The sequence below is a fragment of the Neobacillus sp. GCM10023253 genome (assembly GCF_042653105.1).
Taxonomy (GTDB): domain Bacteria; phylum Bacillota; class Bacilli; order Bacillales; family Cytobacillaceae; genus Neobacillus; species Neobacillus citreus.
Window position 1 is genome coordinate 1 of the sequence record NZ_JBHSHV010000016.1, and the last position, 21022, is coordinate 21022.

General features: G+C 40.9%; 18 protein-coding genes. 11 read left to right on the top strand and 7 right to left on the bottom strand.

Going from position 1 to position 21022, the window contains the following annotated elements:
- Nucleotides 1-171: 171 nt before the first annotated feature.
- The gene (locus ACFPA1_RS20015) at nt 172-1428 is read left to right on the top strand and encodes a serpin family protein (protein ID WP_378584987.1); all 1257 of its coding nucleotides are present in this window, start codon (nt 172-174) and stop codon (nt 1426-1428) included.
- A 189-nt stretch (nt 1429-1617) separates the two neighbouring features.
- Nucleotides 1618-1995: a VOC family protein gene (locus ACFPA1_RS20020; protein ID WP_378584989.1), complete on the top strand. Its 378-nt coding sequence runs from the start codon at nt 1618-1620 to the stop codon at nt 1993-1995.
- Between the two features lie 533 nt (nt 1996-2528).
- Here ACFPA1_RS20020 and ACFPA1_RS20025 read toward each other — a convergent pair.
- On the bottom strand, nt 2529-2750 hold the full coding sequence (locus ACFPA1_RS20025) for a hypothetical protein (protein WP_213146630.1): 222 nt from the start codon (nt 2748-2750) through the stop codon (nt 2529-2531).
- A 165-nt stretch (nt 2751-2915) separates the two neighbouring features.
- Between ACFPA1_RS20025 and ACFPA1_RS20030 the strand changes: the two genes are divergently transcribed.
- The 6 genes from ACFPA1_RS20030 to ACFPA1_RS20055 all read left to right on the top strand — a co-directional run bounded on the left by ACFPA1_RS20030 (nt 2916) and on the right by ACFPA1_RS20055 (nt 10226).
- Nucleotides 2916-3179, top strand: coding sequence for an iron-sulfur cluster biosynthesis family protein (locus ACFPA1_RS20030; protein ID WP_378584991.1), 264 nt, complete (start codon nt 2916-2918; stop codon nt 3177-3179).
- Between the two features lie 179 nt (nt 3180-3358).
- Nucleotides 3359-4135 (top strand): IclR family transcriptional regulator, encoded by a 777-nt coding sequence (locus tag ACFPA1_RS20035; RefSeq protein WP_213146632.1) that lies wholly within the window; start codon nt 3359-3361, stop codon nt 4133-4135.
- A gap of 91 nt (nt 4136-4226) precedes the next feature.
- Nucleotides 4227-5111 (top strand): acetaldehyde dehydrogenase (acetylating), encoded by an 885-nt coding sequence (locus tag ACFPA1_RS20040; protein ID WP_213146633.1) that lies wholly within the window; start codon nt 4227-4229, stop codon nt 5109-5111.
- Between the two features lie 19 nt (nt 5112-5130).
- Nucleotides 5131-6144, top strand: a complete 1014-nt coding sequence (dmpG, locus tag ACFPA1_RS20045) for a 4-hydroxy-2-oxovalerate aldolase (protein WP_378584992.1) — start codon at nt 5131-5133, stop codon at nt 6142-6144.
- 83 nt (nt 6145-6227) lie between these two features.
- A complete protein-coding gene (locus ACFPA1_RS20050; protein WP_213146635.1) occupies nt 6228-7637 on the top strand; it encodes a GntP family permease in 1410 nt (469 codons plus the stop codon).
- A 231-nt stretch (nt 7638-7868) separates the two neighbouring features.
- Entirely contained in the window at nt 7869-10226 is a 2358-nt protein-coding gene (locus ACFPA1_RS20055; protein ID WP_378584993.1) for a polyprenyl synthetase family protein, read from the top strand.
- 57 nt (nt 10227-10283) lie between these two features.
- Here ACFPA1_RS20055 and ACFPA1_RS20060 read toward each other — a convergent pair whose 3' ends face one another.
- Complete coding sequence (locus ACFPA1_RS20060) at nt 10284-11732, bottom strand: L,D-transpeptidase family protein (RefSeq protein ID WP_378584994.1); 1449 nt, start codon at nt 11730-11732, stop codon at nt 10284-10286.
- 251 nt (nt 11733-11983) lie between these two features.
- Between ACFPA1_RS20060 and ACFPA1_RS20065 the strand changes: the two genes are divergently transcribed.
- Complete coding sequence (locus ACFPA1_RS20065; protein ID WP_213146638.1) at nt 11984-13447, top strand: protein adenylyltransferase SelO; 1464 nt, start codon at nt 11984-11986, stop codon at nt 13445-13447.
- A 227-nt stretch (nt 13448-13674) separates the two neighbouring features.
- Here the strand turns inward: ACFPA1_RS20065 and ACFPA1_RS20070 are convergent, their stop codons facing one another.
- Nucleotides 13675-15315: a M4 family metallopeptidase gene (locus ACFPA1_RS20070; protein WP_378584996.1), complete on the bottom strand. Its 1641-nt coding sequence runs from the start codon at nt 15313-15315 to the stop codon at nt 13675-13677.
- A 248-nt stretch (nt 15316-15563) separates the two neighbouring features.
- Here ACFPA1_RS20070 and ACFPA1_RS20075 point away from each other — a divergent pair, with 248 nt between their 5' ends.
- Nucleotides 15564-15887, top strand: a complete 324-nt coding sequence (locus ACFPA1_RS20075) for a BC1872 family protein (protein ID WP_213118081.1) — start codon at nt 15564-15566, stop codon at nt 15885-15887.
- 48 nt (nt 15888-15935) lie between these two features.
- On the opposite strand, the gene ACFPA1_RS20080 is transcribed toward ACFPA1_RS20075, so the two are convergent.
- Complete coding sequence (locus ACFPA1_RS20080) at nt 15936-16547, bottom strand: hypothetical protein (RefSeq protein WP_213146640.1); 612 nt, start codon at nt 16545-16547, stop codon at nt 15936-15938.
- 182 nt (nt 16548-16729) lie between these two features.
- Between ACFPA1_RS20080 and mgsA the strand changes: the two genes are divergently transcribed.
- A complete protein-coding gene (mgsA, locus tag ACFPA1_RS20085) occupies nt 16730-17140 on the top strand; it encodes a methylglyoxal synthase (protein ID WP_213146641.1) in 411 nt (136 codons plus the stop codon).
- 31 nt (nt 17141-17171) lie between these two features.
- Here the strand turns inward: mgsA and ACFPA1_RS20090 are convergent, their stop codons facing one another.
- From ACFPA1_RS20090 to ACFPA1_RS20100, 3 genes are read right to left on the bottom strand one after another with little or no spacing between them, the layout of a single operon-like run.
- On the bottom strand, nt 17172-18284 hold the full coding sequence (locus ACFPA1_RS20090) for a GerAB/ArcD/ProY family transporter (protein WP_241113929.1): 1113 nt from the start codon (nt 18282-18284) through the stop codon (nt 17172-17174).
- Between the two features lie 19 nt (nt 18285-18303).
- Nucleotides 18304-19392, bottom strand: coding sequence for a Ger(x)C family spore germination protein (locus ACFPA1_RS20095; protein WP_213146643.1), 1089 nt, complete (start codon nt 19390-19392; stop codon nt 18304-18306).
- A 60-nt stretch (nt 19393-19452) separates the two neighbouring features.
- Nucleotides 19453-20976: a spore germination protein gene (locus tag ACFPA1_RS20100; RefSeq protein WP_378584999.1), complete on the bottom strand. Its 1524-nt coding sequence runs from the start codon at nt 20974-20976 to the stop codon at nt 19453-19455.
- Between the last annotated feature and the right edge of the window lie 46 nt (nt 20977-21022).

Below are 21022 nucleotides of genomic sequence, written 5' to 3' on the forward strand. Positions count from 1 at the left end.
GGCTATTCTTCACTTCTACTATAAAAAAATAGTAGCACAAACCATGGCCTTGGTTTGTGCTACTAATCTTAGTATGTTTGTGCTTCAATTTGAAGCACAAGAACCGTCCCTTTGCTTTGAAACTTTTATTTTAGGTGGGCAGTCTAATCTAGTAAAGGAGTGGTGGTGTGGATGAAAAAATTCATTTTTCCGCTTATACTAGTGGTTTTCTTTATTCTAATGGTGTGGGGGATGGGAATGAAACAAACCGGAAATTTGGCTCCATCCATTAACGCTATTTTTGGAAAGGAAGATTATACGGACATTGTTTCCGCCAATAATCAATTGGGGATGAAACTGTTAACAGAGATAGGAGCAGGAAACGGCGGCAATACGGTTATTTCTCCGACAAGTTTATTCATGGCGCTGTCAATGGTCTACAACGGGGCCGATGGGAAAACAAAGGAAGAGATGGAGAAGGTTTTGCAAACGACTGGAATGGATGCCAATGAATTAAGTCAAGCGAACGCTTCAATGATGTCGATGTTACATAAGCATTTTAAGCAAATTCAGCTCCATATCGCAAACTCCATTTGGCTAAACAAAGACTTCCACTTTCAGGATAAATTTGCGACTAACAACAGAGATTATTTTAATGCAGAAATAAAAGAGATTGATATCAATGATAGGAAATCTGTTCCGTTGATTAATGATTGGGTGAAGAAATCGACAAATGGTAAAATTAAGGAAATTATTGAAGATCCTTTAGATCTAGATTTAGTCACGGTTCTGATCAACGCGATTTATTTTAACGGGAAATGGCAATATGAATTTGATAAAGAGCAAACAAAGGAACAAACTTTTCATCTGACAGAAGGGACCACCAAAAAGGTGCAGCTCATGACGCTGAATGAAAAATTGGCTTATTTGGAAACCGAAGATTTCCAGGCGGTTTCGCTTCCATATGGTGATGGCCAAATGAGCATGAAGATATTTCTTCCAAGGGAAAGTTCCAATTTAGCAGAATTCCAAAAAATGCTGACAACTGAAAATTGGGAGAAGTGGAACTCTGAATTTACCGAAAAAAAGGGGACCGTTCTGCTGCCAAAGTTTCAATTAGAGTATGAAGTGATATTGAATGACCCATTAAAGAATCTGGGGATGGAGAACGCTTTTGACAGCCGAGCTAATTTTTCAAAAATGGTTAAAGAGACGGATCCAATAATGATCAGTGAAGTAAAACAAAAAACATTTATCGATGTGAATGAAGCAGGGACAGAAGCGGCTGCGGCAACCTCTGTCCAAATGGTAAAAGAGTCGGCAAGCATAGATAATCCCTTCTTTATAGAAGTAAATCGGCCATTTTTCATAACGATTACCGAAGAAGAAAGCGGAACAATTTTATTTATGGGGTTGATATCTGACCCTCAGGGTGGAACTCAAAAATAGTTCATTTTTTGGGCTAAAGGAAAGTGTAAAATTTCCCTGACTTTACACTTTCTTAACGCATAAATTCAACTACGTCTCTGTCTTCGTCCTAACGGACTCGCCAATCGACGAGTTTTCATTTAAAATTGCTTTTGCAAAATTTGGTTGATAAACTTATTTTGTATATTTAGAAAAGGAGTTTTTAGCAGGATGATTAATAAAGTTGCAAAAGTTACTGTTTATGTAAATGACCAAGAAGAAGCCAAAGATTTTTGGATTAATAGAGTCGGTTTTGTTCTAAAAGAAGAGCAGCCAATGGGGCCAGACTTTTCCTGGATTGAAGTTGGACCAAGCGGAGATGACTCCACCAATTTAGTCCTTTATGCTAAAGCTGCGATGGAACAGCATGACCCATCAAAGGTTCAGCACCCATCAATCCTCTTCAGCACGACCGATATCGAATCCGCATATGAAAAAATGAAACAAAATGGAGTAAAAGTAGGGGAAATGCTAAGAATGCCATTCGGAACGATGTTTTCCTTCCATGACCAGGATGGCAATGATTATTTGTTGAGGGAAGATAAATAAGGATAAAAAAGCTGCGATTTTTGATGTGGAATCGCAGCTTTTTATGATTATATGGACCAAAGGTCAAATAGTCAAGCGGAAAGTGGTTCTATGAAAAGGTTATAAGCCCAAAAGGAGCAAACAGCCAGGCCGAAGGTGGTCTTATGAAAGGCTTATAAGACCAAAAGGACAATCAGCCAGGCCGAAATTGGCCTTATGAAAGGTTTATAAGACCAAAAGGAGCAAACGGCCAGGCCGAAAGTGGTCTTATGAAAGTCTGATAAGCCCAAAAGGAGCAAACAGCCAGGCCGAAGGTGGTCTTATGAAAGGCTTATAAGACCAAAAGGACAATCAGCCAGGCCGAAAGTGGTCTTATGAAAGGCTGATAAGACCAAAAGGAGCAAACAGCCAGGCCGAAAGTGGTCTTATGAAAGGCTTATAAGACCAAAACAGGCAAACAGCCAGGCCGAAAGTGGCCTTATGAAAGGTTTATAAGACCAAAAGGAGCAATCAAGCGGACCGGAAGAGGTCTTATGAAAAAGCTGAAAAAGCTTCTACCTTTTTTTCTTCTTAGAATTATCGACTACTGCCACTTTGCCTTTTTTGATTTCTTCTAAAACCACTTTCACATGTATCGTTTTTTCGTCAATATGCTCGACGTTTGAAATTTTGGCTTTGCGGCCTTTAATGGTTACATCCTCTCCAACGACTGGAATACGTTTTAGCAGCTGAGTTAATAAAACATTTTTGTTTTCAAGAAAATGAACTGCAAACATGGGCGGGCCACACCTTTCATTTGTAATGGGTTGTCTCTCTACAAAAATATTTAATGAAAGGCGGTTTTAGACCAAAAACGCTTACATAAAAACTTGAAATTAATTTTCACTTAACTTTAAATAGAGTTATAGATTGAGTAAAAAATAAAAAAACGAGATGATTATATGTTTATTTTAACTGAAGCAGCAAAAAACGAATTGCAAAAGCGATTGCAAGATTCAAACCAATTGATCCGCTTGCAAATGCGGAAAAGTTGTTTTATGAAAGCAAAACTGACCTTCGAAGATGCCTTTCAGGCAAATGACGAAATAATAACATTGGATGAACTGCAGTTTATCATTGATAAAGCCGAGTGCCATTATTTCAGGGGCAAAACATTGGATTTTATCCCAGACACCACTGGTTTTAAACAATTTGAGATCATCTAATTTTTCAAAGAGCCTATTCCGCAAGGATAAGGCTCTTTTTTTTCATAAACCAACGATTTTCATTAAAATTTATGAATTCTAAAAATATTGACACAATAAAAAATGCGAGATATTATAAATTTACATGTTGATATTGTCGAATGCTGTTCGACAATATCGAACGATATGGAGGATTAGTAATGTCTGAACGTTTAATTCAATCGATTGAAAGAGCAGCGGATGTCCTTGAAATTTTTTTAACTACAAATTCAGAGTTAAGCGTCAAGGAAATTAGCGAGAAGGTAAATCTATCAAAAAGTACTGTCCATGGGATTATCAAGACTTTGGAACACAGAGGATATCTTCAGCAAAACCCGGATGACCTCAAATACCGTTTAGGTATAAAGCTTTTTGAACTAGGTAATTTTGTAGGCAAACATTTGGACATAAGAAGCATTGCTCGGCCAATTATCAAGGATTTAGTCAATGAACTAAATGAAACCGTTCACTTAGTTTTATTGAACCGCAACGAAATTATTTATATCGAAAAGGAAGATGGACCGAGAACCCTGACGATGTACTCGCATATTGGAAAAAGAGCCCCGGTACATTGCACAGGTGTCGGCAAAGCAATTCTGGCCTACTTAAGTGACCAAGAGGTAGACCGGCTGCTGTCAATCCAAAATTTGCAGCCGTTTACGGAGTTCACGATGACGGATAAACAGGCAATTAAAAATCATTTACAATCCGTCCGTGAGTGCGGCTATGCGGTTGACGATGAAGAGATTGAGTTAGGGCTGAAATGTATCGCTGCTCCGATCTTTAACCATCAGGGGAATGTAATCGCTTCAATAAGCTGTGCCGCCCCTAAAATCAGGCTTGATGAAGAACGTCTTCCAAAGGTCATCGCCGGAATCCAGAAAGCTGCATCAGAGATTTCAAAGGCATTGGGTTACAAAGGTGTAATGCAACGATAAGCGCTGATCTGGCAGCTATTTTGGAATAGGAATTGAATAAAATGGGACACGAGAACCGTCCCCGTGAACTAATTTTAGGAGGAGAAATGAAGTGGAAAAAGTAAAAGTTGCCATTCTTGGCTCAGGAAATATTGGGACAGATTTAATGATTAAGCTTGGCCGCTCTGAAATTTTGGAATTAACCACTGTGATTGGGATTGACCCAAATTCGGATGGACTGCGCCGTGCCAAGGAATTAGGATATACAGCTATAAGTGACGGTATTGATGGTTTTTTGAAAACACCAGAATTGGCTGACATCATTTTTGATGCGACCTCTGCCAAAGCCCATCTCTACAATGCAAAAGTGTTAAATGAGGCAGGTAAAAAAGTAATTGATATGACTCCTGCTGCGGTTGGACCATATGTGTGTGCTGCCGTGAACATTCAAGAGCATTTAGAGAAAGATAATATCAATTTGATTACTTGCGGAGGTCAAGCGACCATCCCGATGGTGCATGCGGTCAATCGTGTTTGCCCGGTAAAATATGCAGAAATTGTCGCAACCATTTCAAGCCGCAGTGCCGGACCAGGGACTCGCGCAAATATCGATGAGTTTACTGAAACGACATCCCGTGCGATTGAAGTAGTTGGGGGCGCGAAAAAAGGAAAGGCCATCATTATCCTGAATCCTGCGGAACCGCCGATTCTTATGCGTGACACCGTTTATACGCTTGTCGAAGAAGGAAAGATGAACGAGGAAGCCATCAGACAATCAATTGCAGAAATGACTAAGGTCGTTCAATCCTATGTTCCGGGGTATCGTCTACGTACCGAACCGATTTTTGATGGAAATAAGGTAACCATTTTCTTAGAGGTAGAAGGAGCAGGGGATTATCTGCCAAAATACTCTGGAAACCTAGATATCATGACTGCAGCAGGCGTTAAAATTGCTGAAGAATTTGCAAAAAACTTATTAAAGAAACAAACCGTTTAAGAAAGGGGCCGAAAAAACAATGGAAAACAACAGAGATATTCTCATTACCGAAGTAGCATTACGGGACGGCAGCCATGCGGTTGCCCATCAATATACAGTCGAGCAAGTATTGAAAGTTGCAAAAGCATTGAATGATGCCAATGTACCATTTATTGAAGTATCACACGGCGACGGACTTGCAGGGTCTTCTTTACAATATGGCCTGTCAAAAACAAATGAAATGGAATTAATTGAAGCAGCTGTTTCTGTAGCAGATAATTCAAAAATTGCTGTTTTATTATTACCGGGTATCGGTACACTGCATGAACTGAAGGAAGCTGCCAATTTAGGGGCAAAAATGGCTCGTATCGCTACACACGTAACCGAAGCAGATGTGGCGCCGCAGCATATTGCTTATGCAAAAGAACTTGGCATGGAAACAGTTGGATTCTTAATGATGAACCACATGGCACCAGTAGACAAACTTGTTGAACAGGCTAAATTAATGGAAAGCTACGGTGCTGATACGGTTTATGTGGTTGATTCAGCAGGTTATCTTCTTCCTGAACAAGTACGTGAACGGATTCGTGCCCTTAAACAATCAGTAGGCATTAATATTGGCTTCCATGGTCATAACAATCTCTCTCTTGCCATGGCCAATACACTTGTGGCGATTGAAGAAGGTGCGACCCGTATTGACGGCAGTGTTCGCTGCTTAGGCGCTGGTGCCGGTAATACGCAGACAGAAGTATTAGTTGCCGTTTGTGAACGGATGGGAATTAAGACAGGCGTCGATTTATATAAAATGATGGATTTAGCTGAAGATATCGTCGCACCGATTCTGCAAGTACCTCAGGAAATTACAAGAGACAGCCTGACACTAGGATATGCAGGGGTTTATTCAAGCTTTGCCCTTCATGCGAAACGTGCTGCAACTAAATTTGGCATCGATTCACGTGACATTTTAATAGAGTTAGGTAAACGTAAAGTTGTCGGCGGTCAAGAGGATATGATCGTGGATGTAGCAGCGGAAATTGCTAAAAACAAAAACTAATCCTTTTTGGACATCTTAGAATACGCACAATTAACATTTTTTCAGCAAAGGGTTAAATCATCTAGGGGTAGAGGAGAAATTTTATGGAACTAGTTATTATTCTCTTAGCGCTGGGTTTGTTAATGTTTATCGCCTATCGCGGATTTTCAGTCATCATTTTTGCTCCGGTATGTGCATTATTTGCAGTATTATTAACAAATCCAGATTATGTTCTCCCGTTTTATTCGAATGTCTTTATGGGAAAAATGGTGGAATATATAAAATTATATTTTCCTATTTTCTTGCTGGGAGCTATTTTTGGTAAAGTAGTAGAAATGTCTGGTTTAGCACGTTCCATCGCCACCACCTTGATTCAATTAGTGGGACGCAAGCGTGCCATGTTAGTCATTGTTTTATTGTGCGCAATTCTTACCTACAGCGGCGTAAGCTTAGTCGTTGTGGCATTTGCTGTATATCCGTTTGCAGCCAATTTGTTCAGACAATCCAATATTCCGAAACGGTTAATTCCGGGAACGATTGCCCTTGGGTCTTTTACCTTTACAATGGATGCGCTGCCAGGTTCCCCACAGGTGCAAAACGTTATTCCGACAACATTCTTTAAAACAAACCTTTATGCCGCACCGACACTTGGAATTATCGGGGCCATTTTCATCTTTACAGTCGGTATGCTGTATTTAGATTCTCGCCGGAAAAAAGCGGAAAAAGCCGGTGAAGGCTATGATAGCTTTGGAACGATTACCGAAGAGGAAATTAAAATCGACTTAGATGTAAAAGAAAGCGTCGGCCGCAAAATATTTGCCTTTGTTCCGGTTGTCCTAGTTGGTGTGTTAAATAAGGTGTTAACCACAGTGATTCCAAAATGGTATCCAAATGGTTTTGATTTTTCGAAGATCGGTTTAACAACTTTCCCAAACATTGAAACGGCACAAGTCGTTGGTATTTGGTCAGTTGAAATTGCTCTTCTTGCAGGGATTTTTGCCACTATTTTGTATAATCGAAAACCTGTTCTGACGAATTTCAAGGTTGGCATGAATGTCGGGATTGGCGGAGCACTGCTGGCAATCATGAACTCGGCTACTGAATATGGTTTTGGTGCTGTTATTTCAAATTTGCCTGGATTTGCGATTGCTAGAGACGGCATTTCCAAAGCGTTTGAAAATCCTTTATTAAACGGAGCGGTAACGACAAACGTTCTGTCTGCTATTTCAGGCTCCGCATCGGCAGGTATTGCCATTTCATTAGGTATTATGAGTAAAACCTATATTGAACTGGCTAATCAATTTGATATTCCGCTAGAAGTTATGCACCGTGTTATTTCCATGGCATCGGGAGGGATGGATACACTTCCACATAACGGAGCTGTTATTACATTACTCGCGATCACTGGTCTGACACATAAGCAATCCTATCGCGATATATTTGCCATTACCATTATCAAAACAATCGCTGCATTCTTTGTAATTGGTGTTTATATGTTAACTGGAATTGTTTAAAAAATTTATAAAGAACTAGTTGCGAAAAAACAGGCAAGTAGACGATGTCTATGTGGACAAGTCTACTTGCTTTTTTGCACTTATTAAGCTTTCCGGTTATAAAGTTATTTTTCCCGCACTATATTTAAATATAATTTGCTAGTTTTTAAGAAAAAATGAAGGGGATTGTGGTAATCTCAATTTAATGAGTATTACAAAAATAAAAAACCTTAAGCAGAGGTTGTGCTTCAAATGATTGAAAAGCTATTAATAAATGCCGATGAGTGTTATCAGCTGGGTGAGGAAAAGGCTGCTGAATATTTTCGGAGGCTATACAAACTGGTCACAGAAAAAAGCTATGTCACTGCTTTGACAAGGGATTTCAAAGAGTGGAAACACAACCATATTCGTCATCCTCTATTAACCTTCCTATTTCGAAGAAGGCAAAGGCCGGATGTTCGGGGATACCACCAATACATACAATGGCTCGACTATACCAGTAAACTGGACCATTATCTGGACCGAAGCATTTCCTATCTTTACATGCGGGACCTCGGCAAATCTCTGGAGTCACCGGAGACACAGGCCAGGATACGGAGTGTTGTGTCCAATTTAAAAAATAACCTGACAAGCCGCGATGACAAAACTGATTTTTTCAGCATGGCCGGATTGTACCGCTGGGCGCAGAAGGAAGGGATTGAATCCGCCTTTATTTGGCTGATGAACAAACTGAAAATCGTATCCGACAACATTCCGGAGAGAATGGATCCCGAGCATGCCAAACGAAAATTGATTAAAATCATTGCGGGGGTCATCCTGCATGTAAATGAAGAGATGGCTGATGAAACAGCCCAAGAAGAACGAAGCCGGAGGCTTGATGAAGCCATCAAACTGGGCTATGCCTACGGTCTGACCTATCCCTTTATTGACGATCTACTTGATGCCCGTGTTTTGTCCGATAAAGAAAAAGAGGAATACTCCAGTTTAATCCGGACCACCCTTGTTACAGGATCTGTTCCTGATTTAGGCAACTGGACAGGACCTAATGCCAGTCTCATTCGTTATATTCATACCGAACTCCGCGATGCCTTTGACTATATTAAGTCCCATCAGCATACGGAAACGAAAAAGCAATTTTTCGAGCAGGCCTATATCTTTTTTAATTCTCAAGAAGTGGACCGCGTTAAAAGTTTATCCAACCCCAATTACACCAATGAAGAACTGTACATACCGATTATTTTAAAATCGTCTTCGTCCCGATTGATTGCCCGTTCTGTCATCAGTGCTCCTGAGGATGAGGGGTTTGACAGCCGAACCTTCTATTACGGCATTTATAATCAACTGGCCGATGATTTTGCCGATATGTTCGATGACATAAAGGACGGTGCCGTCACGCCGTATACCTACTATATGAAATACCACAACCAGCGCGATGACCTTATCAACCCATTTGAGTTGTACTGGGCGGTTATTGCTAATTTGATTCACAATGTCTTTGACTCCGATCCAAAGACATGCGAGGTCATACTGGACCGCGCCATAAACGGATTGAAGCGATTTAAAGTGCGGATGGGAACGCAAAAATACAATGAAATAATGGGGCTTTTTACCTCAGGAATGCCGCAATTCAATCGTGTGATACAAAAAATGGTCCAAAAAGCAGACGATGTGGATTTCTTTGATAAGCTGCTGCGCGACCATATTATTACAAATTTAAAAAATGACCGGATGGAGCAGGACGACTTTTTAGATACAATCGAAACGGTTCGCGACCAAATTAACAGGACCTTGAAAATTGAAGGTTTACCATTAAGGAATGACCCCATTATCGATGCCGCCAATTACAGTCTTGAGGGTGACGGGAAGCGGCTCCGTCCCATTATGACGTGGGTTATGGGTGTTGATGGATATGGATTGGATGGTTCCTCCATTACCCCGCTTTTACGGTCATTAGAATACATGCATACGGCATCACTTATTTTTGATGACCTTCCATCCCAGGACAATGCTGGAATCCGCAGGGGGCGGCCAACTCTTCATAAGACCTATAACATCGCTATTGCTGAACTAACTGCGCTTTTTTTAACCCAAAAGGCGATCGAGGAACAGACTTCGCTTACCCGGTTCAATGCAGAAACAGTGCTTCGCTTGATTCAATATTCAGCCCAGGTAACAGAGGATATGTGTAAGGGGCAGGCGATGGATCTGGAATCTAAAGGCAAGCCACTAACACTGGACCAACTGAATGTAATGTGCTTTTATAAAACCGGAATCGCTTTCGAAGCGTCTCTAATCATGCCGGCGATTCTTGCACATGCTCACGCGTCCGAACTGTCCGCCTTGAAAAAATTCGCCAGGCATGCCGGCATTGCCTTTCAGATTAAGGATGATCTTCTAGATTTGGAAGGGGATCAGAACGTATTAGGGAAACCCGCAGGCAAGGATGCTGCTAACAACAGCTCAACGTTTGTATCCATCCTGGGCGCAGAAGGTGCGAAAAAAGCGATGTGGGACCATTATTGTCTGGCGATGGACACACTAGAGGAAGTGCCGCGCAACACGACTTTTTTGAAGCATTTGCTGAACTATATTGTTAATAGGGATCATTAAAAAGAGGGGACGGTTCTTTTGCTTCAAAAAATGAAGCAAAAGAACCGTCCCCATGTTTCAGTATATAACGACCGGTTCGTATGTGCTGAGATTTTCGTAGACGATTTTCATATCGTCTGGTTGTGTGTTGACGCAGCCGTGCGAGCCATCGTTAAGATAGGCATTGCTTGCCCAGTTTTTCCGCCAGCTGGCATCGTGGAACCCTTGTCCATCGTTCGTAAAAGGAGCCCAATAATTTACCTGTACTTGATAACTTGGTTTTCCACCGAGTTCCCTGCCTGTTAGAATGGAAGGTGATCGTTTATAGAGAACATACCAAACTCCCGTTGATGTATCATGACCGGTGCTGTGTTTCCCGGTAACGACATTTGTTGTGATGACCAATTTACCATCTTTGTAAATCCAAATTCGCTGTTCGGCAAGGGATACTTCAGCATACGTGCCGCCAATTCCGTTGTTCGCGGTTGTATCGTAACCGTAGCCTTCACCCTTCCATCCGTGTCCAATAACATTGGATGCAGAAATGGAATTCTCTCCCTTTTCAAAAGCAGCTTGAATTTGAGCTGTTTCTTTGTCAACATCTAATGCCCAGCCGTAGCCTTTTCCTTTTACAGATATGACCGAACCTGAGTGGGTCTTAAAGGAGAAGTCTTTATTTAATGTAGATTTTGTATCATTTATTTCCGCAACTTTGTTTTTAATGTCATTCGGGTCAATTGTTATTTTCATATCCTTAGTCACAGAGGCATTTGTAATTACTTCACTAGCTTTTAAAGAAAAGACTTGATCCTGAACCTTATACTCAACAGTCTGCCCAAGAAGTTCTTGCAGCTTTTTCTGTTCATTTTTTACAATTGCGCTATTTTCTTTGATTGGCTGTATGTATAAAGGACTAAGATGAATGTCACTCTTATAATGCTGCTTGTCGTATTCCTTCAATAGGCTTGAGACGTCATATTGTTCTCCATCCTTGCTTTTGGTGATAATAATGCTGCCCTGCGTAAGCTTCGCCGCTGCATCTTGGGGTGCTTTTAAACTTTTATTCATTGATAAGAGCTTTTCTTCCACAAGCTTTTTCATTGTTTCGGTTCGGAATTGGTCTGCCTTTTCAGGTATCAGATGATAACCTTTTGCCTTTGTCGATGGAAAAAATGTCCACTGGCTTTTTAGTATTTTCTTAACCTCAGGCAAATCCTGATCCGCAAAACCCATCTTTGTATCGTTTTCATCTAAAATTTGCTGCTGTCCGACAAAGACCCTATTTTGTAAGACAGTGGTTTGTAATTTTTTCAATGCCTGATCAGCCGTCATCCCACCGACATTTATGTCATTAATCGTAGTCTGTGAATTGAATCGGGTTGCCTGGTAATAACTAATTCCCGCAATTAAGAGTACGATAATAGAGGCGCTGCTTGCTGCAACAAACTTCCAATTTCGATTGCCTTTGACTGATTTGCCTCGTCTGGTAGGTATTTCTCCAACCAGATTCATTTCTGCGTTATTCATAAATCTTCCCCCATAAATGCCTAATAACCTCGGTATCAAGTCCACCGACTATAATCCCATAACTCATTCTAAGTCTACAACAATATTCTTAATTTATCATTAATAATTTACTAGATTTTCATAGTATAAAATAAGTGCTAATTTAAACCCACTTAGGATAAACTGAATATATATTAGAGCATGGGGACGGTTCTTTTGCTTCAGAAGCAAAAGAACCGTCCCCATGCTTCAAAGAAGGGATAAAAGAAAACATGAGTAATTCAGGCTGGAATTTTGATAATAGTTATGCCCGACTTCCGCAGGCTTTTTTTACTGATACGAATCCTGCGCCAGTTGCTTCACCGAATTTGGTTATTCTTAATGGTCATTTGGCATCTGCTTTGGGGTTGAATCCAAAGGCTCTTCAGGGTGAAGAAGCTGTTGCGGTGTTTGCTGGGAACAAAATACCCGAAGGTGCTGCGCCGCTTGCGCAAGCCTATGCCGGGCATCAATTTGGCTATTTTACAATGCTGGGGGACGGACGGGCAGTGCTTTTGGGGGAGCAAATCACTCCGGAAGGAAAACGGTATGATATTCAACTGAAGGGCTCAGGCAGAACACCATTTTCCCGCGGAGGGGATGGGCGGGCGGCGCTTGGACCGATGCTTCGAGAATATATCATTAGTGAAGCCATGCATGCGCTGGGTATTCCGACTACCCGCAGTCTGGCCGTAGTGACTACAGGGGACGCCATTTATCGTGAAACCGAGCTTCCTGGTGCGATTTTGACACGCGTTGCGTCCAGTCATATTAGGGTTGGAACCTTTCAATATGCTGCCGGGAAAGGCAATGTGGATGAATTAAGGATTCTGGCTGACTATACAATAAAACGCCATTATCCAGAAGTCACAGCTGATACTGATAATAACAAGTACCTCTCATTTCTTAAGGAAGTTATAAAACGTCAGGCCTCACTAATTGCCAAATGGCAGCTCGTCGGTTTTATTCACGGGGTCATGAATACGGACAATATGACAATTAGCGGAGAGACCATCGATTATGGCCCCTGTGCCTTTATGGACACCTACGATCCGGCAACCGTATTCAGTTCTATCGACAGGGAGGGACGTTATGCCTATGGCAATCAGCCGTTTATTGGCGGTTGGAATCTGGCCCGATTTGCGGAAAGCTTATTGCCGCTGCTTCATGAAAACGAGGAGGAAGCAGTTAAATTGGCCCAAGAGGCTATTTCAGAATATGACGGGTTATACCGCCAAAATTGGCTTGCCGGAATGCGGGCAAAGCTGGGTCTTATTAATGAAGAGGCAGAAGATGAATCCCTTGCGGAAGACCTGCTTAGTCTAATGCAAAAACATCGTGCTGACTACACCAACACCTTCCGAGCTTTAACATTGGGTCAGTTGGAGGGAGCGGAGCTGTTTAAAGCACCGGGATTTTCAGAATGGCAGAAGCGTTGGCAGGAAAGACTCGGCAGGCAGCAGGAAGCAACAGCGGAATCCCAACAGTTAATGCGGAATTCCAATCCCGCAGTCATCCCGCGCAACCACCGAGTGGAGGAAGCGCTTGATGCAGCAGTCAGTCAAAGCGACTTCAGCGTCATGATGAAGCTGCTAAGTGCTCTGTCGAACCCTTATGCCTATACACCAGAACAGGAAGAATACTGTACAATTCCTGCAGCTGCGAACAGACCATACAGAACCTATTGCGGTACATGATTAGGAAAGGAAAACTTCGTTGGTTTCCGTTTTATTCCAAAGTTTGTCGTGAGACTCCTGAATTTTGTAGTTAGGGAGCAAAATTATGTCGTAAGACTCCTGAATTTTGTAGTGAAGAATCAAAATCATGTTGTGAGTTCCTATTTTTATGTAATGAGCGCAGTGAAATTTAAATTGAAAAAGAAGCTCCAACCCATGCTGGAGCTTCTTTTTATTTTATAAAAAATTTAATATACGCCAACCGCATCAAACGATTTATTGACTGCGGTAACCTCCGCGGAGCCAGCCCCATAAAGGTCCGCAGCAGCTTGTACCAGAGCAGCGCGGGCCTGGCTGAAGGTAGAGGAGGCTGTTAAGTAGACGGTATTTGCTCGATAATAGATTGCCCCCAGTTTATCATTGCCGATTCCTTGAACCGTGACACCATAATGAGTTCCGCCGGCAGCCAGCAGGTAGGCAGCTTTATTGATAATGCCGCTGTTCGTATGAACGCCGCCGTTGTCACTTGTTCCAGTATAACGTTTTGAATAATGATCCGGATCGCCGTATTTCGTCGGATCACTCATCGAACGAAGGGCATCGTTTGCCTTTGCTGGAGTATAAACGTCCTCGCCAATCTCATAATCCGGATTTTTCCCATTATAAAATTCAACAAGTGTACCAAAAATATCAGAAATGGCTTCATTTAATGCTCCGGACTCATTTTGGTAGACCAAATCGGAACTAGTGTCTGTAACCGCATGGGTCAGCTCGTGGGCAACAACATCAATACCACCTGATAACGGGATAAAGGTAGTTCCGTCTCCGTCCCCATACACCATTTGGGTGCCATTCCAGAAGGCGTTATTGTAGTTTCGGCCATAGTGGACCGTAGACTTTAAGGCTCCGCCGTTATTATCATAGGAATTCCGGCCAAAGACATTTTTATAATAATCATAGGTTTTACCTGCATAATAGTGTGCATCAACTGCAGGGCTCTCATACGAGCTATTTAGGAGGTTGTCAACACTTGTCCAAAGTGACCCCGGCGTACGGGAACGGTTGGATGCATCGTATGTGATAACACCGTTTCCTCTTGTATTATCCTGCAGATAATAAGTTGAACTGGATAAAAGCATGTTTAAGGCCTTCGTATCTCCTAAAACACCAACTCCGCTGCCCGTTGTATTTGTACCTGTTACGCCTGGGCCGGTTTTTGCTTCATGAAGATCATTGTATTTATTTAAAATTTCCCCAGTGGATGCATCAATAAAATAATTATAGTTTCCTGGCTTTGGTTCGAGGAAATTTAAGTTTACTAGATATGCATAGTCAGCATCATCACCGTGTGTGAAAACAACCAGGTCGGCAGATGGCTTTTTATCGTAATCAGGAGAAATCCCAAGATCGGCTTCCGCAATTTTTATTGCTTGATTGGCATTGACCTTTTTCTCCTTTTTCAGACCCTTTTTCGTTTCAAGGTCCGGGGTGACTGTTCCGGAGAACACATTCAGAGTTCCGTCCTCCGCGACAAATGCTGCCTGTGCAGCGCCCCAAACAGGAACACCGTTGTACACTTGTTGGAGTCTCAGCGCCGTTCCGCCAAGCTTGTCTTTATTGCTGGAGGTGATTTTGAACGATTCCAGTGCGGATTTGGAACCAAGTTTAAATTTGTCTTTGTTAGCGCTTACATATTCAAGAACAATGGCTTCTGCACTTTTACCTGATGGGTTTGTAAGCTTGCCTGAAATAAACTCTGGGGATCCAACTAGCTCATTGTATTTGTAGTTGGACAGGACATTTTTTGGTGCGGCAAATGATGATGCTGGGGCAATGGCACTGGCGGCAAGACCTATTGACAATCCGAAAGCTAAAATCTTTTTCTTCACTAAAACTCCTCCTTGGAAAACCTATTAATTTTTAAAACTATCATATTACCTCGAAAGGTCGTGAATTCATTTTACTATCAAAAAAAGTACTGGAAAAGAAAAGGTTTTCATTTTGATGTTGGGAAAAAAATCAAAAAAGTACAGAAAATTTTTAAAAAAAGACAGTGGCAATTTTTAAAATACTGTTATATAATTCTTTATAAATAATAAAGTTGTTATATAACAATGTGGATGAAAGGGGAAAAATGATGAACAAGGTAGATTCAATTGCACGGAGAATTCTAGGTTGGAAATTAAATAGGTGGGATCGTTGGTACGATTATGAAAAGGGAATGTTCATCCATGATGCAGACTTTCAACCGGAGCACAACCTGGATCATGCGATGATGATTGTTGACAGATTAGAGAATTTAGGATTTACCTATACAAACAAAGGGCCATCAGAGGTTTGCTTCAATGATGTAACGGGAACTGGGGAAACATTGGCCCAGGCAATCACCAATGCAGCCTACTCCATCATCGAAAGAAGCACAGAAGCTGTCAGCAGCAGACTATGGTCAAAGCTTTGCTAAATTAACTCAAAAAAAATGGACCGTCTTCGATAGACGATCCATTTTTAATTACTTCGCACCTGCCGGCTTTAAGTTTTTCCTTTCAAGCCATGTCACACCAATATATAATACGGCCATTGTTACCCCAGTCCCAACCGCAAATCCACCGCCATGAACAAGAACGGCGGCAATCCACAGAATACTAAGAACAAAGTGAGCCGAGCGAATCGGCTTTTTCTTCTTCCGGTCCAGTACATATCCGTATATAGCCAAACAAAGCAGCAATAAAAAGGCAGAAGCGCCCGTTAAATTGTCTGTTTTGGTGAATTCCTTAATTAAATAGTATCCGCCATGGATGACAACAAGGGCCAAGGCCGCCCAGCCGGTATATGTATGAAGGCTGTGAGCTTTTCGTGCACCGACCTTAACAATTGGAAACGGAGATTTCAGTTTCTTTTTCAAAAGAAACCATGAAAAACTCAACGCTCCGGCCAAAATCGCACCGTTCCCCATGAGTTTAAAAATTCCGCCTTCATCCTCGCGTTCCCGGGCCTTACCTGCTAAATTTTCCGGACCATCATGAGGATTTGTAATTTGGTAATATAGAAATAATCCGATTAGGATGAGGCAAATTAAAACTGTAATGATAATAGGAATATAAATCTTAAAATTCTTTTTCATTTGGCCCTCCCTCTTAAAATTATTATTTCCTCCATTCTAAAGGACCAATCTTAAATTTTTCTTAAAAACATCTTAATATTCAAAAAAAACAAGCGGGGAATCACATGAATTATCGACTTTAAGGTAGGAAAAGGTTTAAGATATTAAATAGAGTGAATTGAAATAAGAACGGGGTGTATGTTTTGAAAATTGCTTTTATAGCACATGACCAAAAGAAAAATGACATAGTGAATTTTGCAGTCGCATATGAGCCGATTTTTTGCAAGCATGAATTATATTCCACAGGTACGACAGGCAGCAGAATTATGGATAAAACAGATTTAAAAATTACACGTTTTAAATCGGGGCCGCTGGGTGGAGATCAGGAGATTGGTTCTTTAATTGCTAAAAACCAAATGGATATTGTTTTCTTTTTCCGTGATCCATTAACTGCACAGCCGCATGAGCCGGATATTTCAGCGCTTATCCGCCTTTGTGATGTGTATTCCATTCCGTTGGCCACCAATATGGGAACTGCGGAAATACTGATCCGTGGCTTGGAGCGCGGTGACTTGGAGTGGCGGAATCTTGTGCATGAGCAGCAAGGTGAATAAAGCACTGCAACAGGGAAAGCATCATTCATAATCACCGGTTATGTCTGATGCTTCTGTTTTTTATCTTGGTCTTGATGAAAGCGATGATAAATAAAAGCGGGATATAGCCAAATAGAAATATAAAACCGCTATAACTGAAAAGCTTAGTCAATACTTGTGTGAAGTACATATCAACTAAAATGCTATCATACAAAAAATAACAGAGAAGAAAAAAGAATAGGGCCCATGTGGGTTTAATATTTATAAAGGTTAATTTAATCGCCCGAATGGAAGCCCATAAATAAAGGCAAATGGGAGGAATAATGACTAGCAGCCAGGTGAAAAGAAAAATAAACTCAAATCGTTCTAAAAAAGGAAAAGAGATAATTTTTATCATGGTAAGGGTGGGCCAGGTTAATAGTTTTAGTTTTCCTTGGGTGAAGAATGAAAAGGTTGTGATTGTGATCACAAGGTAAAGAATCGTTGTGTATAATAATGCGAAATGGCCCCATTTCCTGGATTTTTCGCTATTTTTAATAAACGGAAAATAAACAAGCATGGTCTCGAATCCAAAAAATAAAGGCCCGGATTCCTTTGCTGAGAGGATGTAATCCTTTATTCCATGATTAAAGAATGGCATAAGGTATGAATATTCGCTGTAACTAAGTAAGTAAAATGCTGAAAGCAGCAAGCCGCTTGGAATAATGACTCCCCAAAAAGCAATTCCCGATATGACCCGAAACCCTCCGGCGATTAAATAATAAGTGATGATACAAAGGAGAAGAGAAAATTCCCAAGCATTAATCCCTTCAAACACCCAAATTTGCAAAATATCTATATAAGAATGCATCACTAGTAATCCTGCCAATAAAAAGTAACAAACCATCATCATATTTAGCATTCCACCCATAAATTTTCCAAACGTATCCGTATGGAATGAAATAATGTCCTTTTCGCTTGCGTGTTTGAGGATATAGATCATCATTAGGAAAACCAGGTGCATGCTTAGTCCAATCAAAAGGACGGAGATCCATGCATCCTGTCCGGCACCCTTAATAATTTTTGATTGGTATTTTAATACAGTGATTCCTGTCTGGGAGGAATGAATCAGGAAGAACAGGAAATAAGGTGATACCATTTTATTTTCTTTAGCCCTAGTCTGCATTTTCATTCCTCCTCACTTATTATTTTTCAAGGCCGGTATGGATGATTTCCAAATTCACCTTCACATGGATAGGCAGGTTGGGATATTTTTTGTAAAAGGCAGTTTCATCCCAATTCTTGTCTCGTGCACGAACGATGTTTCCTATTCCTAGCGGGTCGACTTTATTTTCTTTTAAGGTAGTTAATAATTGTTTCACTTTTTTTTTGACTTCCTCTTCAATCATAGTCTTTAGCCGTTTGAGGTCCCTTTCATTTGAAAGGTCCAACCAGTCTGGATATTTAAAAACTGTCCACTCAAGGTTCATGGTAAGGTTCAACTTGGGCTTGCTTTGGTTCTTTATTAAATCCCAATTTTTCTTGCTCCTGAACCCACGGACAATAATAATTCCCTGTTGGCCATTGTCCTCCACTTTAAATCGATGCCACCCTTGAGTTTTTACCGTTTCTAAGATGGAAAAGAAAAAGCTCTGCTCTTCGTTTAACTGCAACTTAAACTTGTCACCCTTAAAGATTCCGACTCCGCCAACGTCAATACCGTTATTTCTGTTTAAGGAAACAATCGGTACATAGGCATCCATTCCGTCACCAAAGAAATGGTTTAAAAAAACATGAAGGTTCATATCCGGAAGATTTTGTGTCAGCATATTTTGTTTTAATCTGTCTGCTAAGGTAAGGTCTCCTTCCTCTTTTATAGCCTTCAATGTTTCTTGTGCTGATTTTTCGGAAACCACAATTTGAATATTTGTACCAAGCTCCGGGGTAGTGATGAAGCGTTTTACGATACCACTCACACTTGTCTTGGCAAATTTTTTACTAAAGACTATTACCCTGATTTTGGACAGCTTTATAGGCGTACTGGTGTACTTGTCCATTTTTTCATAGATCACCGAGTTGGGGGGCGCATGTTCAGTTAAATATTGAATATTTGGGTTGCCCCTGCTTTTTGTATAGTTAGGATACAATACTGTCCCGACCATTTGCCCATCTTTAGAGACATCAAATCCATACACATGAACAATGCTTAGTTGGTCGATGATGTTCATTCTTGCACAACCGATAAGAAGGACGAAACAAAGGATGACTAAGAACAATGTTTTCCACTTTTTCATTTGAATCGTATCCTTCCCTTTGATTTATCATGTAAAACCCCACATAGGCTGTTTTAACTTTTATTCGGAATTAAGCCCATCTTCAGTATCTTTATTATCCGCGGGATTGAAACTAGTTCGGCTAAGCGGCCTTAAATAGGGCGAAAGCTTTTTTTGGTGGATAAAGTTAAGCCTTGTAAAAGAAGTGGAAAACCCACCTTCCCTATAGGGGAAAAGTGGCAGCATATAAGGAACGCCGAAAGATTTAAGGCGCAGTAAATGCCCAATTAAAAAAACAATCCCTACATAAATCCCTAAACCACCCCAGATCGCCGCCAGCAGGATAAAAGGATACCGCAATAGCCTGACCGCATTGGACATTTTATAAATCGGGGTGGTAAAGGAGGACAAGGCTGCCAATGCAACAAGAATCAATAAAATATTACTGGTTAATGCCGCCTCAACAGTTGCCTGGCCAATCACGATTCCTCCAACAATTCCGAGCGTCTGTCCGATTTTCGTCGGCAGTCTCGCCCCTGCCTCTCTAAGTAATTCAATGACGATCTCCAGGAATAACACCTCGACCACAGGAGGGAAAGGCACATTGGCTCTTGAAAAGATAATCGGTCCTAATAAGTCCTTTGGGACTACCTCAAAATGAAAAGTTAAAATGGCTACATAAAATGGCGTAACAAAAATGGAAAATAAGATGCCAATAATCCGGATTAATCTAAAAAATGTCGCCACTACCCAAGGTAAGTAGTAATCCTCAGGCGTTGCAAAAAAATTCATTAACGTCGTTGGTCCTGTGATGGCATAGCAGGATTTATCACTTAAAATGGCAATACTTCCGGAAATCAAGGTACCAACGGTCCTATCTACTCTTTCCGTAGTGAGATACAACGGAAATATGGTTGAGGAGTGATCAGAAATTAACTGTTCCAATTGTGTGTTATCATAAATGACTTCTATATCCAGGTTTTGTATCCGCTGTTTTACAGTTTGAACGTATTGCGGATTTGTCACTCCCGCCAAATGGGCGACAACCACTTTTGTTTTCGACCTTGTCCCTACTTCAAATTCTTCGAAGATAAGGTCGGATGTCACTAAATGGCTTCGCAATAAATGAAGGTTTGTAGTTAAATCTTCAATGAATCCAACTTTCGGGCCAATCACGCTAAACTCATTTTCGCCTTCATTTGTTTCCCGCATGCCAAGCCGGGAGTTTTCTAGACTAATGAGGGCATATTCCCGGTTGTCATTACGTAAATAGACCAAGGCGGCTCCTTTAAAGAGCCCTTTTTCAATTTCTTTTGCATCTCGGGTGATCAGAAAGTTTTCTAATGGAATAATCCTTTTTAAATCAGATAGTGTGGTGATGACGGTAGAATTTTCCTTAATCTTTTGAAGCAGTGAGCGATGAAGTAAATTGTAATCAATTAACGTGCTATAGTAACTTACTATTATGAAGTCATCTTTCGATGGAGAAGATATCGTCGAAAAATCACTGGATTGATTGGCTTTATCCAATACTTCACTGATGGTTTTTTCTTGCGTTTCATAATGTGTAACCGTTTTTTGTTTAGGCCTCTTTTTAAAAAACATTTGTCCACCACCAGACTTCTAATGACCATGTTAAGTTAGTATTTAA

Bases quoted from the DNA above. Each gene is read 5' to 3' on its own strand.
- ACFPA1_RS20015 (WP_378584987.1), top strand. From the start codon at position 172: ATGAAAAAATTCATTTTTCCGCTTATACTAGTGGTTTTCTTTATTCTA.
- ACFPA1_RS20020 (WP_378584989.1), top strand. From the start codon at position 1,618: ATGATTAATAAAGTTGCAAAAGTTACTGTTTATGTAAATGACCAAGAA.
- ACFPA1_RS20025 (WP_213146630.1), bottom strand. From the start codon at position 2,750: ATGTTTGCAGTTCATTTTCTTGAAAACAAAAATGTTTTATTAACTCAG.
- ACFPA1_RS20030 (WP_378584991.1), top strand. From the start codon at position 2,916: ATGTTTATTTTAACTGAAGCAGCAAAAAACGAATTGCAAAAGCGATTG.
- ACFPA1_RS20035 (WP_213146632.1), top strand. From the start codon at position 3,359: ATGTCTGAACGTTTAATTCAATCGATTGAAAGAGCAGCGGATGTCCTT.
- dmpG (WP_378584992.1), top strand. From the start codon at position 5,131: ATGGAAAACAACAGAGATATTCTCATTACCGAAGTAGCATTACGGGAC.
- ACFPA1_RS20050 (WP_213146635.1), top strand. From the start codon at position 6,228: ATGGAACTAGTTATTATTCTCTTAGCGCTGGGTTTGTTAATGTTTATC.
- ACFPA1_RS20055 (WP_378584993.1), top strand. From the start codon at position 7,869: ATGATTGAAAAGCTATTAATAAATGCCGATGAGTGTTATCAGCTGGGT.
- ACFPA1_RS20060 (WP_378584994.1), bottom strand. From the start codon at position 11,732: ATGAATAACGCAGAAATGAATCTGGTTGGAGAAATACCTACCAGACGA.
- ACFPA1_RS20065 (WP_213146638.1), top strand. From the start codon at position 11,984: ATGAGTAATTCAGGCTGGAATTTTGATAATAGTTATGCCCGACTTCCG.
- ACFPA1_RS20075 (WP_213118081.1), top strand. From the start codon at position 15,564: ATGAACAAGGTAGATTCAATTGCACGGAGAATTCTAGGTTGGAAATTA.
- ACFPA1_RS20080 (WP_213146640.1), bottom strand. From the start codon at position 16,547: ATGAAAAAGAATTTTAAGATTTATATTCCTATTATCATTACAGTTTTA.
- ACFPA1_RS20090 (WP_241113929.1), bottom strand. From the start codon at position 18,284: ATGCAGACTAGGGCTAAAGAAAATAAAATGGTATCACCTTATTTCCTG.
- ACFPA1_RS20095 (WP_213146643.1), bottom strand. From the start codon at position 19,392: ATGAAAAAGTGGAAAACATTGTTCTTAGTCATCCTTTGTTTCGTCCTT.
- ACFPA1_RS20100 (WP_378584999.1), bottom strand. From the start codon at position 20,976: ATGTTTTTTAAAAAGAGGCCTAAACAAAAAACGGTTACACATTATGAA.